This is a genomic window from Tritonibacter horizontis (assembly GCF_001518015.1).
Lineage (GTDB): Bacteria > Pseudomonadota > Alphaproteobacteria > Rhodobacterales > Rhodobacteraceae > Epibacterium > Epibacterium horizontis.
This window is the reverse complement of the sequence record NZ_LPUY01000135.1, coordinates 40,802-54,257: the sequence shown is the minus strand read 5'-3', so window position 1 is coordinate 54,257 and position 13,456 is coordinate 40,802. Positions and strand designations below refer to the sequence as shown.

At 61.4% G+C, this 13,456-nt stretch carries 13 protein-coding genes; 7 read left to right on the top strand and 6 right to left on the bottom strand.

Features of this window, described 5'->3' with window-relative positions:
- Positions 1–24: 24 nt before the first annotated feature.
- Positions 25–633, top strand: a complete 609-nt coding sequence (locus tag TRIHO_RS21660; protein ID WP_207498766.1) for a TetR/AcrR family transcriptional regulator — start codon at positions 25–27, stop codon at positions 631–633.
- 184 nt (positions 634–817) lie between these two features.
- Here TRIHO_RS21660 and TRIHO_RS21655 read toward each other — a convergent pair whose 3' ends face one another.
- Both TRIHO_RS21655 and TRIHO_RS21650 read right to left on the bottom strand, forming a co-directional pair.
- Positions 818–1,363 (bottom strand): YaeQ family protein, encoded by a 546-nt coding sequence (locus tag TRIHO_RS21655; protein ID WP_068248713.1) that lies wholly within the window; start codon positions 1,361–1,363, stop codon positions 818–820.
- A 206-nt stretch (positions 1,364–1,569) separates the two neighbouring features.
- The gene (locus TRIHO_RS21650; protein WP_082705275.1) at positions 1,570–2,265 is read right to left on the bottom strand and encodes a GntR family transcriptional regulator; all 696 of its coding nucleotides are present in this window, start codon (positions 2,263–2,265) and stop codon (positions 1,570–1,572) included.
- A gap of 185 nt (positions 2,266–2,450) precedes the next feature.
- Between TRIHO_RS21650 and TRIHO_RS21645 the strand changes: the two genes are divergently transcribed.
- From TRIHO_RS21645 to TRIHO_RS21620, 6 genes are all read left to right on the top strand, one after another.
- The gene (locus tag TRIHO_RS21645) at positions 2,451–3,485 is read left to right on the top strand and encodes a C-terminal binding protein (protein WP_068248709.1); all 1,035 of its coding nucleotides are present in this window, start codon (positions 2,451–2,453) and stop codon (positions 3,483–3,485) included.
- A 108-nt stretch (positions 3,486–3,593) separates the two neighbouring features.
- Positions 3,594–4,616, top strand: a complete 1,023-nt coding sequence (locus tag TRIHO_RS21640) for a TRAP transporter substrate-binding protein (protein ID WP_068248707.1) — start codon at positions 3,594–3,596, stop codon at positions 4,614–4,616.
- 63 nt (positions 4,617–4,679) lie between these two features.
- Entirely contained in the window at positions 4,680–5,270 is a 591-nt protein-coding gene (locus tag TRIHO_RS21635) for a TRAP transporter small permease subunit (protein WP_068248705.1), read from the top strand.
- Positions 5,270–6,595: a TRAP transporter large permease gene (locus TRIHO_RS21630; RefSeq protein ID WP_068248702.1), complete on the top strand. Its 1,326-nt coding sequence runs from the start codon at positions 5,270–5,272 to the stop codon at positions 6,593–6,595. Before TRIHO_RS21635 ends, TRIHO_RS21630 begins: the two co-directional genes overlap by 1 nt.
- Before the next feature lie 109 nt (positions 6,596–6,704).
- Entirely contained in the window at positions 6,705–7,556 is an 852-nt protein-coding gene (locus TRIHO_RS21625; protein ID WP_068248700.1) for a fumarylacetoacetate hydrolase family protein, read from the top strand.
- Positions 7,553–9,163 carry a GMC family oxidoreductase gene (locus TRIHO_RS21620; protein WP_269745372.1) on the top strand — a complete coding sequence of 537 codons (1,611 nt, stop codon included), beginning with the start codon at positions 7,553–7,555 and terminating at the stop codon, positions 9,161–9,163. The genes TRIHO_RS21625 and TRIHO_RS21620 overlap by 4 nt, the downstream gene beginning before the upstream one ends.
- Before the next feature lie 5 nt (positions 9,164–9,168).
- Here TRIHO_RS21620 and TRIHO_RS21615 read toward each other — a convergent pair whose 3' ends face one another.
- From TRIHO_RS21615 to TRIHO_RS21600, 4 genes are read right to left on the bottom strand one after another with little or no spacing between them, the layout of a single operon-like run.
- Positions 9,169–10,104, bottom strand: coding sequence for an SMP-30/gluconolactonase/LRE family protein (locus TRIHO_RS21615; RefSeq protein ID WP_068248696.1), 936 nt, complete (start codon positions 10,102–10,104; stop codon positions 9,169–9,171).
- Positions 10,101–11,045, bottom strand: coding sequence for an ABC transporter permease (locus tag TRIHO_RS21610; protein WP_068248694.1), 945 nt, complete (start codon positions 11,043–11,045; stop codon positions 10,101–10,103). The genes TRIHO_RS21615 and TRIHO_RS21610 overlap by 4 nt, the downstream gene beginning before the upstream one ends.
- Positions 11,042–11,962: an ABC transporter permease gene (locus tag TRIHO_RS21605; RefSeq protein ID WP_068248692.1), complete on the bottom strand. Its 921-nt coding sequence runs from the start codon at positions 11,960–11,962 to the stop codon at positions 11,042–11,044. The genes TRIHO_RS21610 and TRIHO_RS21605 overlap by 4 nt, the downstream gene beginning before the upstream one ends.
- Positions 11,959–13,404, bottom strand: coding sequence for a sugar ABC transporter ATP-binding protein (locus TRIHO_RS21600; RefSeq protein WP_068248690.1), 1,446 nt, complete (start codon positions 13,402–13,404; stop codon positions 11,959–11,961). Before TRIHO_RS21600 ends, TRIHO_RS21605 begins: the two co-directional genes overlap by 4 nt.
- Positions 13,405–13,456 lie beyond the last annotated feature (52 nt).

The following is a 13,456-nucleotide window of genomic DNA, read 5'->3' as shown; positions in this document are numbered from 1 at the left end:
ACCAGAAACGTCAAGAGTTACATATTGAACGTTACAAAAAAAATAGGCCGCCCGCGCGCCTTTGACTATAACACCGCCCTGCTTCAAGCGATGGCTGTGTTCTGGGAAAAGGGATATGATGGTGCCTCCATGCGCGACCTGACCGGCGCCATGGGGATCACCGGCCCGAGTCTTTATGCGGCGTTCGGAGACAAACGCGGCCTCTATCTGAAGACGATAGATTATTATTGCTCGGCGGATGCCTGCACGCCTCTGGTGGCGCTGGAAGGGGAGGAGGATATTGAAAAAGCTCTGCGTGCCTTTTTGTCCGAAATCATCCGATCCGCGACTGAGCACGAAAGCGGCGCAACGGGCTGTTTCCTTGCCTCCAGCGTCGTGGCCTCGGTCGGACAGGTTGATGGGGTGGCGGAGCGGGTCGAAGCCGCGATTGCCGACACTGAACACCGTCTCGCCGCGCGGTTTGAGCGGGAAATAGAAAAAGGCACGCTAGATCCCGATTTTCCGGCCAAATCCAGGGCGGCGCTGCTCTTTGACATCCGGCAAGGCTATATGTTCAAGGGGCGTGCGGGATGGTCCAGCGAGCGCATGCTGGAGGAGGTGGATAGCCGGGTTGAAATGTTGCTTTCGGCCTGAGCGGCCCCTTCACTTTGCGCTGGCTTTCTTTTGCACTGGACCGAGCCGCACGATGGGTCCAGGTCGGCTCTGATACTGTGACCGCATCCGACTGCATCTAACTGCCAAGGTGGATCCGCGCGCAACATATCTGCGGGAACAGCATCCTTTGGAGGGGAAAACGGCCAGGTCAAAACCTGATCCGCTACACCCCACCCTTCCACTGAACAGGTGTGACATAGACAATGCTGTCATCAACGCTGACCATCACTTCACCGTCCTGAATGTTGACCTGCAGTCTCATCGAGCGGCTTAGCAATTTGGCAAGCTCATTTGTGTCGGTCTGAGACAGATTGACCACCTGAAGATTATCAAAGCGGTTGGTGAAATTCTTGATCTTTTCCCACCAGATGTCTGCCGCTTTGCCACCATAGGGGTAGATGACAACACGGTCGGCCTTGGCGCAGGATTGACGCACAATTTTCTCGCTGGGCAGGCCCAGGGCCACCCACACATTGAGCACGCCACTCAGGCTTTTCTGCCAAATGTCAGGTTCGTCATCCGTTGAAAGACCTTTTGCCATTTCAAGATGCTCATGGGCATTTAATGCAAAAGCCAACATACGGACCATCAGTCGTTCATCCGTTTCCGAGGGATGTTTTGCGATGGTCAGTTTATGGGTTTCATAATAGTGGCGATCCATATCGGAGACCGAGAGTTCGACTCTATAGATGGTTGATTTCTGGGCCATATTATTATTCCAAATTTCCGAGGATCAGCCCGTCTACTGCGTCTGGTCCCCATGGGAAAGCAGATAAAATCCATCCGCAAAGGCGGGTGGCAAAACGGTCCCTGAATTGGCCCGCGCCAGTCTCCGCCGGTCCGAGCGCCAATCTGGGTTCACCTGCACCACAGCGTGGGGCATTCCAGATTGCAAAGCTCCGTGCCTGAGGGCCGTTAGCGAAACAGCTCCCGGTAGGCTTCAAACGTGCGGGTTCTACCCTTTGAACGCACGGTCCCGGCGGCCGGTAGTTCCAGACTGGAGGAGTTGATCACCATGATATGTTCTTCCAGCGTCTTGGTGGCTTTGTCGACATCCTGGCTCTGAACATGGTGCAGGATCAGCTTGTGCTCGTCATACGACTGCTTGCGATACCCGCCTTCACCGCCCTGCAGCCGCACGCGCAGCGCCTTGATGGCGGATGCGGTAAGATCAAACGCCTGCGGCAGATAGCTGTTGGACGAGTTGCGGATAAACACCTGATGGAAATCCATATCCGCCGTTTCATAGGCTTTCCAATCCGCGTCCGCGATCGCCTTTTCCATTGCCACGACTGTCGCTTCCAGTTCGCTTTGCACCACGGAAGGTCGCTGTGCCATCGACAGCCGCAACCCGGCCGTTTCCAACACCGCGCGAAAGGTGCTCATCTCGAAGACATCCGCGCGAGTCGGCGAAAAGACATATGTGCCCGCCTGCGGCACGATATTGACGAGGCGAATATCCCGCAGTTTGAAAAAGGCCGTCCGGACCGGTGCCTTGCTCATGCCAAGTGCCTCCGCGATCTGCATCTCGGAGAGGCGTTCGCCAAAATCCAAAGCCCCCGAAACGATGGCTTTCTGAATGCGATCAAACGCTTGTTGGCTCAACGACACTTTGGTTTCCTTTTCACCCTTGGCCTGAATTCAGCCAGATCCACAACTTGGGTCACGCCCTTGTCACCCTGTCCGCAACCGGGCGAACCGCCCCCTCCTATCGAATACGACATCAGAAGGTGCTTGACAAATTGTTTTCATACTAGAATTCTAGATGGTGTACTTTGAGAGAGGAAGCCCATCACATGACCCGGTTCCAACTGCTGACCCCAGACGCGCAATACCCGGATGATGCCACGATCGAGCGCGAGACGGCCGGCAGTGGCGTGGACTGGTGCATCCACCGTGCGCGCCGCCCCGAGGCCATTCCCGACGCGGATTGGAGCAAGGCGGATGCATTGGTGGTCTGGCACGAGATGCCAATCGACGCACAGGTGATCGACAAGCTGGAGCGTTGCCGCGTCATCGTTCGGGCCGGCGTGGGTTTTGATCACATCGACCTGGAGGCTGCAGCGGCGAAGGGCATCCCTGTGTGCAACACGCCAGACTATGGCACCAGCGAAGTGGCCGATCATGCCATCGCGATGATGCTGAACTTCAAACGCGGCCTGACCTCGTATCATCGCGCCCTGATGGCCTCCCCTCAGACAGGATTTGACCATGCGCTTGCACCGCTGATGGGGCGGTTGCGTGGCCGGACATTGGGGATTGTCGGGCTTGGCCGTATCGGAACAGCAACGGCGCTGCGGGCCAAGGGGTTTGGCCTGAACGTCGTGTGCTATGATCCCTATGTCTCCCGTGGGAGCGAGATCGCGGTTGGCGTCCAGCGGGTCGAAAGCCTCGGCGCTCTGCTGGAAATCAGTGACGTTGTCAGCTTGCATTGCCCGCTGACGGATACGACCCGCAACATGATCAACGCCGAAACGCTGGCCCGGATGAAACCGGAGGCCTTGCTGATCAACACCGCGCGCGGGGCCATCGTTGATGTCCCTGCCCTTTTGGAGGCATTGCGGACAAATGTTATCGCCGGTGCCGCATTGGATGTGCTTCCGGTTGAGCCGCCCGCCAGCGACGACCCGGTTTCAGTCGCCTATGAAGGGCGCCAAGATCCGCTGGTCGGTGAACGGCTGCTGCTGTCGCCGCACGCAGCCTGGTCAAGCCCGGAAAGCGTCGCCGACGCCCGTCGCCTCGCCGTGGAAACTGCCATGTTGTGCCTGAATGAGGGACGTATCCGAAACCTCGTCAACACCCCGAAACAGACCCCGATCGCAGCAGAGTAGCTGTCGCCGGAGGGAGGAACCCCGCGGCGGAGTCCGTCGCGGAAACGGTTGCGCCTGTCCTGGGACAGGTCGACCGAGAATGCCAGAGTATCCATGGGAGGAGCAAAAATGGCTAATATTTTCAACACGGTGATTGCTGCGGCAATCTTGACCGCTTCGGCGGGGCTGCCTGCGTTTGCACAGGAGTTCTCTTTCAAATTCCAATCGGTCGACCCGGCGGGCAACTCCAACTTTCAAATCCAGAAGGAATGGACCGAACGCGTCGGCGCCATGACCGGCGGACGGGTGGAAATCGAACTGCTGCCGGTGGGTTCGGTCGTGGAATACAATGAAACCCAGGACGCGGTGGGCGCCGGCATTCTGGACGGCCACATTACCGACGTCAGCTATTTCTCCGGCAAGGACCCCGCCTTTGGCCTCATCGCCAACCCGATTGGCGCATGGTCTTCGCCCGAAGAAATGTTCCGCTTTATGCGCTATGGTGGCGGCAATGAACTGATGGCCGAGCTGGAGGCCCCTTATAACCTGCACTTTGTTGGCGCGACTACGACCGGGCTTGAGGGTTTTGTCTCGAAGAAGCCGCTGGAGGGTGTCGACGATCTTAAAGGGCTGAAGGTGCGTGCCCCCGAAGGGTTGATCCAGCAAGTGTTTGCAGCTGCCGGCGCGGTGCCGGTGAACCTGCCCTATGCCGAAGTTTTCACGGCGCTGGACAAGGGCGTCATCGACGCGGCCGACTCCACCGTGTTCTCGACCAACCAGGCGCAGGGATTGCATGACGCCGGCAATCACCCGGTTTATCCCGGTTTTCACTCCATGCCCCTGGTCGAAGTGTCGATGAACCTCGACAAATGGAACAGCTTGCCCGAGGACCTGCAGGAGATTCTCACCGTTTCCGTGCGCGACCTTGCGTCGGATATGGTGGCACAGCTGTCGATCAAGGATCTCGAGGCCTTTGCCGAGGCCAAGGCCAACCCCAACATCACCGTGCACAACTGGTCCACGGGCGAGCGCGCCCGTTTCCGGACCATCGCGATGGAGCAATGGGAAAACGTCGCGGGTCAGTCTGAAAATGCTCAGAAGGTTTATGACCGACTGACCACCTATCTGGACAAGCAAGGCATGCTCGACTGAGCCCCCTCCGGGCGGGCAGGGCTGCTGTCCGTCCGATTTTTCCCAACGATCTGGACGTAAACTATGGCGCAACGTGACAACATCGCCCAGGAGGCGATACCCGATGCGGTGGCCGAACGCAGGCGGCCGCTTCCACAGGCCGGGCGGCTCGGCTGGCTCATTGACCGGGTGTCCCTGCTCTTTGCTATCGGGATCCTGCTGGCAATGGCGACCCTCGTGCTTGAAGTGGTGATGCGGTATTTCTTCAACGCGCCCACCACCTGGGCCCATGAGACCTCTACCTTCCTGAGTGCGATCACCTTTGTCTTTGGCGGTTTGCTCTGCGTTTGCCGCAATTCGCACATCCGGGTAGTGCTGCTCTACGATCTGATTACGGGCCGGGCGCGGCAAATTCTTGATGCCGTGATCTCGCTTACCTGTGCTGTCTCCACAGGGTTCTTCGCCTGGGCCGCCTGGCGCATGGTCAAAAAGGCAGTCTTTCGTCCCTCCGGGGATCTCTATCTCGAAACCAGTGGCAGCGCCTGGAATTCACCCGCGCCCGCCTTCGTCAAGATTTTCCTGTTTTTCGTTCTCATCATCATGTGCGGCCAGTTTCTGACGCTGGCCTTCAACTACCTGCGGCTGGCGCGCGGGCACGGAAAGACGGGTGGCTGATGCAATTCCTCTCTACACTCTCGGATCTGAGCAACCTCGGCGTCGAGCTGGGCACGCTGGTGATGTTCGGTCTCCTGCTCGCATTGTTGCTGACAGGCATGCCGCTGGCACTGGTCACGCTTCTCGTGGCGCTGATTTTTGCGCTTGGCTGGTTCGGGCCGGCCTCGGTGCCGCTGATCACCAGCCGGGTGTATTCCTTCGTCACCTCCTTCGTCTTTGTCTCCGTACCGATGTTTGTGCTAATGGCCGCGATCCTCGACCGGTCCGGGATTGCACGCGATCTGTTTGACGCGATGAAGCTGATCGCCGGCCGGGTGCGGGGCGGGGTCGCGGTTCAGACGATCTTTGTCGCGGTCATCCTGGCAGCGATGAGCGGCATCATCGGCGGCGAAATCGTCCTGCTGGGACTTGTCGCCCTGCCGCAGATGTTGCGCCAGGGCTATGATAGGCGGCTGGCCATCGGTGTGGTTTGTGCCGGCGGTTCGCTTGGCACCATGGTGCCCCCGTCCATCGTGCTGATCATCTATGGCCTGACCGCGAATGTATCGGTCGGAGAGCTGTTCACGGCGTCTTTCGTTCCCGGTTTCATGCTGGCGAGCTTTTATGTGGCCTATGTTTTGTACCGTTCCTACACAGACCCAGATGCCGCCCCGACTCCGGTGGTGGAAAAGATGCCCCGCAACGAGCAATTGGCGCTGATGCGCGGGCTGGTCCTGCCCATGCTGGTGGTCTTCTTCGTTCTGGGGTCCATCTACGGTGGGATCGCCTCCGTGACCGAGGCCTCGGCTGTCGGCGTCGCGGGCGTGATCCTGTCCACCATTCTGCGGCGCGAATTCAGTTTTGCCATGTTGCTTGACGCTGCGGGTCATACGCTGACCACCGTTGGCATGATTGTCTGGATCGGGATCGGTGCCAGCGCGTTGGTTGGTGTCTACAACCTGATGGGCGGGATCGAGTTCATCTCGTCCCTGATCACGGGGGTCTCTGACAACACGACCGTGATCATTCTGGTGATGATGCTGATCCTTTTCCTGCTGGGGATGTTCCTGGACTGGGTCGGCATTGCACTTCTGACAATGCCGATCTTTGTTCCGGTGATCCGTGACCTCGGGCTGGATCCGATCTGGTTCGGCGTCCTGTTTGCGATGAACATGCAGGTGTCGTTCCTGACCCCGCCCTTCGGGCCGGCCGCCTTCTACCTGAAGAGCGTCACCCCGCCCGATATTTCCCTGGGCGAGATCTTTCGATCGCTACTGCCCTTCATCTGTTTGCAGGTTCTGGCCGTCGGCTTGTTGATCCTGTTTCCGCAAATCGCGGTCTACTGACAGCGCCGTGCCCTGGGGGGGGGCGGGTCTCCTGTGATGCAGCACGACCCCCACCCCCTACGGGCAGGAGCGTTGCTCTCAACCCCTTATAAACAAAAGGTATGACGACATGAAACTGGTGCGCTATGGGCAGGTGGGCGAAGAACGCCCGGGATTGATTGATGCCGACGGTACGCTGCGCGACCTCTCTGACCAGGTGAGTGATATCGACGGGAGCACCCTCGCCCCTGCAACCCTGCAGCGGCTTGCTGCCCTTGACCCCTCCGATCTGCCGCGCGTGCCCGGCACGCCCCGCTTCGGTCCCTGTGTCGGCAAGGTCGGGAAACTGGTCTGCATCGGGCTGAACTACTCCGACCATGCCGCCGAGTCCGGACTGGAGGTCCCAAGCGAGCCGATTGTGTTCCTGAAGGCCACAAGCGCCATCACAGGCCCCAATGACGAGGTAGAGTTACCCCTCGGCGCCGAGAAGGTCGACTGGGAGGTTGAGTTGGCATTCGTCATCGGCACCCGCGCCAAGAACGTCTCGAAAGAAGACGCCCTGTCTCATGTGGCCGGCTATATGATCCTCAACGATGTCTCCGAACGGGCCTGGCAGGCCGAACGGCAGGGCCAATGGACCAAGGGAAAGAGCCACGACAGCTTTGCCCCCATGGGGCCCTGGCTGGTGACCGCAGACGAGATCGCCGACCCGCATGATCTGAACATGCAGCTGGATGTGGACGGCGTGCGCAGGCAGACCGGTTCCACCCGGACGTTGATCTTTGGAATTGATCACCTGGTCAGCTATCTCAGCGGCTTCATGACGCTGGAACCCGGCGATGTGGTAACCACCGGCACCCCCCCTGGTGTCGGGCTGGGCCTGCGCCCGCAGGTCTTCCTGAAAGAAGGGCAGGTCATGCGGCTGGAGATTGACGGGCTGGGCGTCCAGCAACAGAAATGCGTGCGTAGGGCTGCATCGTGACGAACCAAGTCGAAACAGAAGAGTATGACTATGTCGTGGTTGGCGCCGGATCGGCGGGATGCGTTATGGCCAACCGGCTCAGCGCCGATCCGACATGCCGCGTGCTGCTGCTGGAGGCCGGCGGCAGCGACAATCGTTTCTGGGTGCATGTGCCGATGGGGTATTTATACACCATGGGCAATCCAAAATCCGACTGGTGCTTTCGGACCGAGTCCGAGACCGGGCTTGGCGGGCGCGCTTTGAACTATACGCGCGGCAAACTCCTCGGCGGCTGCTCGTCGATCAATGGCATGATCTACATGCGGGGACAGGCGCGGGACTACGACCAATGGCGCCAGATGGGCAACGCGGGCTGGGGATGGGACGACATCCTGCCCTATTTCCGCAAATCGGAACATCACTGGGGTCCAGCGGATGAGTTTCACGGAACAGGCGGCGAATTGCGGGTGGAACAACAGCGATTGAGCTGGCCGATCCTCGACACGGTGTCCCAGGCGGCCGAAGAAATCGGCATTGCCCCGACGCAGGATTTCAACGACGGCGATAACGAAGGGAGCGGGTATTTCCCCGTCAATCAGCGCCGCGGCCTGCGCTGGAATGCGCGAAAAGCCTTCCTTGATCCAGCGCGCAAACGCCGCAACCTGCGAATTGTCACCAACGCCCATGTGGAACAAATACTGCTGGACGGGCGGCGCTGCACCGGGGTCCGTTTCAGCCTGCAGGGGCAATCTCGCACAGCCCGTGCCCGGCGCGAGGTCATCCTGTCCGCCGGGGCCATCGGTACGCCGCAGATCCTCGAGCTGTCCGGCATCGGCGCGCCAGAGATCCTGTCGCAACATGGGATCGAGACCCGCCATGCGCTGCCCGGCGTTGGAGAGAACCTGCAGGATCACCTGCAACTGCGCACCGTCTGGAAGGTCACAGGCGCGCGAACGCTGAATGACCGTGTCGCCAGCCTTGCGGGCAAGGCACTGATTGGGCTGGAATATATGCTGCGGCGGAGTGGGCCGATGGCCATGGCCCCAAGCCAATTGGGCATCTTCTGCCGTTCATCTGAACGCGAGGCCAGTTCCAATATCGAATTTCACGTCCAACCGCTGTCTCTCGACAGTTTTGGCACGCCACTGCACCGCTACCCCGGCATGACGGTATCGGTCTGCAATCTGCGCCCTAAAAGCCGTGGCACCGTCCATCTTCGCAGTCAGGACGTGAGGGGCGCGCCAGAGATCCGGCCACAGTATCTGAGCGCCGAACAGGACCGGATTGTTGCCGTTGAGAGTTTGCAGATTGCCCGCAAACTGATGCAGACCAACGCGATGCTACCCTATCACCCCGAAGAAATGCTGCCCGGCCCCAAGGCGCAAAGCGCAGAAGATCTGATCGCCGCCGCAGGACAGGTGGGCACGACCATCTTTCATCCCGTTGGCACCGCGCGGATGGGGGACGATCCGATGGCGGTTGTCGACAGCGCCTTACGGGTGCACGGGATCACTGGCCTACGGGTCGCCGATGCCTCGATCATGCCGACAATCGTCTCTGGCAACACGCATGCGCCCGTCACGATGATCGCAGAAAAAGCCGCCGATATGATCCGCGCCGCGCCCTAGCCCACCTACCCCGCACAGAGCCGTCCACGGGTCCAGGGTTCCGCCCCCATGACATCGACAAAGGTGCGATAAACGCCGGTGGTAGCGGTGATGAACAGCCGCTGCCCGTCCGCTCCGCCAAAGCACAGGTTCGACACGGTTTCCGGCACCAGAATCTTGCCCAGCAGGACGCCCTGCGGGTCAAAGCAATGCACCCCGTCGCGCGCTGAACTCCACAGGTTGCCCTGCATGTCACAGCGCAGCCCGTCGGGCAGCCCGTCATCAATGGTGGCAAAGACGCCTCCATCCTCCAACCGGTTCCCGGTCACGTCGAATACGCGGATCACCGCAGGCACGTCGTCGTCATGGCTTGACCCGCTTTCTGCGATATACAGCCGTGTTTCGTCCGGCGAAAAACACAGGCCGTTTGGTTGCACAAAATCGCCGGCCACCACCGACAGGTCGCCCTCGGACGACAGGCGGTAGACATTGCGGGCGGGTTGCTCCGGCGGGGTTCGGAAGCCTTCAAAATTCGACAGGATGCCATAGGTGGGATCGGTGAACCACACCGCCCCGTCGGAACTGACCACCACATCATTGGGGGAATTCAGCCGCTTGCCCTGCCAGGTGCGCGCCAGCACGGTTAGTGTCCCGTCATATTCGGTGCGCACCACGTCACGCGGCCCGTGACGGCAGCCGATCAACCGGCCCTGCCGATCCCGCGTATTGCCGTTGTTGAACCCGCTGTCATTGCGATAGACGCTCAGGCCGTCGGCCTCGGACCAGCGCAGGATGCGGCGCGACGGGATGTCCGAAAACAGCAGGCAATCACGATCGCCGAACCAGACCGGCCCCTCGGTCCATGTGAACCCCTCGGCGATGCGCTCCAGCTTGGACATCGGGTGCACCAGCGCGGCAAAGCGCGGGTCGTGCACCTGCAAATGCGGTGGCAAGGTGATCATATGCGGGCCCTCCGGCTGCTGGCGGCGATGACGATTGCGATGATGATGGTGCCGGTCAGCACGTTGCGCACCCCGGCCGCGGCGCCATAGCTGTTCAGCATGGAAACCACCAGGAACATGAACAGCGCCGCGCCCCAGACGCCAGGTACGTTCGAATTGCCCCCGGCGATGGAGCTGCCCCCGATCACCACAACGGCAATCGACATCAGCAGATACTCCGCCCCCATGTTCAGCGCCGCGCCGCCCGAGAAGCTCGCCAGGAGATAGCCCGCCAACGCGGCAAAGACCGCCACGGCAAGGTAGGTCGCGGCGCGTACCGCCTCGACAGGAACACCCGCCAGCCGGGCGGCGCGCAGGTTCTGCCCCGAAGCCAGCAGCCAACGTCCCCAGAGGCTGCGTTCCAGCAGGACCCAGACCATCAGCGCCAGCGCCAGCCCGACCCAGGCCACATTGGGCAGTCCGAGAAAGCGACCGGTGGCGAATTCGGCCAGTCCTGTCGGTGGCTTGATCCGCAGGCCCCGGTTCGACCAGATCGCGAGGCTCTGATAGATCAGCGAGGCTGCCAGCGTGGCGATGATCGGCGGCAGCCGCAGCAAAAAAATCAGAGCAAAGTTCGCCGCCCCGACCCCAAGCCCGACAGCCAGCGCGATGGCCAGTCCCGGCAGAGCGGTTCCAGGATCGGACCCCATGAACTTCAGCGCCAAAGTAGCGGCCAGCGTCATGGTGGCCGGGATCGACAGATCGACATTGCCCGGCCCCAGCGTGATGACCAGCATCTGCCCCAGCCCGACAATCGCGGCAAAGGCCCCGAAGCTCAGCGCCGCATAGGCCAGCTCGCCTGCGCCACGCCCCTGGGTCAACACCAGCGTCGCGGCAAACGCCAATGCGGCGGCAGCCCAGGCCCAGATCCAGGGCTTCGATGTCATTCCTGCAAGGCTCATGTCGTTTCTCCCCGGCGGGCAAAGATCAGCCGCGCCGTCAGCACCAGGATCAGAATCGCACCCTGTGCGCCGATCTGCCAATCCGGCGACAGCCGCATGAAGGACAGAAATGAGGCCGCAAGCGTCAATGTCAGCGCGCCAATTACAGCCCCCACCGGGCTGACCTTGCCGCCGGTGAATTCACCGCCGCCCAGGATGACACCGGCAATGGACAGCAAGGTATAACGCAGCGCGATATTGGCGTCCGCTGCGGTGGTCAACCCGACCAGGGCCATGCCAGCCAGCACGCCAAACAGGCCCGCCCCGGCATAGGCCAGCGCCTTCAGCTGCATCACGTTCCACCCCGCCCGCGTCAAGGCGCGCGGATTGCCACCGACGCCGCGCAGGACCGTCCCCAACCCGGCACGGATCACCAGCAGGTGGGTGACCCCCGCGATTAGTAGGGCGGCAACCACAGCCATTGGCACGAGTGGCGGCTTTACCTTCATGATCGCTCGCAGCCATTCCGGCGCCGCGCCTCCCGGTGTCGGCAGTAAAAACAGGGCCAGCCCGCCCCAGACAAAGGACATGCCCAGGGTCACCACGATGGCCGGAAGCTCTAACGCGTGGATTACGGCCCCCATCCCGGCATAGGCCAGGATCAGAGCCGCCATCGCCAGCAGGCCAATCAGAGGCGCATCGTTCAGCCATGTCGCCGTGACACATGCCGCCAGACTGACAAAGGCGCCGATCGACAGGTCAATGTCATTCACCATGATGATGAACATCTGTGCGACCGTCGCCAGCGCAATCGGCACCGCCAGATTGAACAGCAGATTGACGCCGAAATAGCTCATGGCGCGGGGCTGCATCCAGAAGGTCAGCCCCAACAGGACCGCCAGCGAGACGACCGGCAACAGAATGCGATAACGGTTCATGCGGGCACCACCTGTGGGAGGGCGTCCTGCATTTCAAACGAGGCTTCCAGTATCTTTTCCTCCGTGATGTCGGCACCGGTCAGCTCGGCGCTGATGGTACCGTTGCGAAAGACAAAGACCCGGTCGCATTGGCAGACCTCCTCTGTCTCGGTTGAATACCAAAGAAAGGTGCGCCCCTTGGCGGCCTCCGCGCGGATCATCGCATAGACGTCCTGCTTGGTGCCCACGTCGACCCCGCGCATCGGGTCGTCCATGATGACCACCTCCGCGTCCGAGGCCAGCGCGCGGGCGAACAACACCTTCTGCTGGTTGCCGCCTGACAGCGACAACAGCGGGTTGTCCAGATTGTCGGTGCGGATGCCAATGCGGCGACGCCAGTCCTCTGCAAGGGTACGCTCCGCCCGGCGGTTTACGACACCGGCGCGGGCGTCGCGCCCAAGGACCGAAATCGAAACGTTGCGCAGGATCGACCAGAGCGGGAACACCCCGTCACGGCCACGATCACCCGCGACAAAAACCGCATTCGCCGTCTGCTTTGACCGCGACGGCCCAGCTGTTCGCCAGCCCGACGTCCGCGCCAGATAGATCCGTGCCAGCGCTGCCGCCTGCCCGTGGCCGGCCAGACCCGACAGGCCGACAATCTCGCCCCGGCGCGCGTTGAGGCCTTCGGCCTCGATCACAATCTCACCCGGCGCGGCGCGGGCTGCGGCGGCTGCAGCGGCGGTCACGACATGTCCCATGGCATCGACCAGCCCCTGACGGGTAAACTCCGCCGCTGGGCGCTCCGCCACCGATCTGCCGTCCTTCAGGACGACGATCCGATTGGCGACGGAAAAAATCTCTCCCATCATGTGGCTGATGAAGATCACGGCACCACCCGCCGCGCAGAACCGGCGCACATGAGCCAGCAATTGCTCGGCGATGCCGGCATCCAGCGCGCTTGTCGGTTCGTCCAGGATCACCAGTCGCGCCTGCCCTGCCCGGGGGGCAAAGCCGATGGCGATCTCGACCATCTGGCGTTGCGCGATGCTCAGCGTGTCCACCGGTGCATCGACATCAATGCCGTGGTCGGGGAAAACCCTGTCCAGCGATGCGCCGATTTCCGCCCGCGCCGCCCGGCGCCAGCGCAGCCCCGTCAGGCCGGGATGCGAAACTCGCAGGTTTTCGGCCACAGTCAGGTTCGGGCAGAGCGACAGTTCCTGAAAGACTGCCCGGACGCCGTCGGTGCCGCCGGGAAAGGTCACGCTCCCGCCCGTGGGCGCCAACGCGCCGTTCACCAGGTTCACCAGCGTCGATTTTCCCGCACCATTGTGGCCGACCAGCCCGACGCAATCACCGGGATGTACGCGCAGCGATACCCCGTCCAGCGCGCGCACCGGCCCGAAATGTTTCGCCGCATTGGTGAGTTCAACCACCACCGGCCCGGTTTCTGTTCCGCTCATCACGACCTCGCGTCAAAAAAGCCCCCGCATGCCGCAGCACACGGGGGCGTTC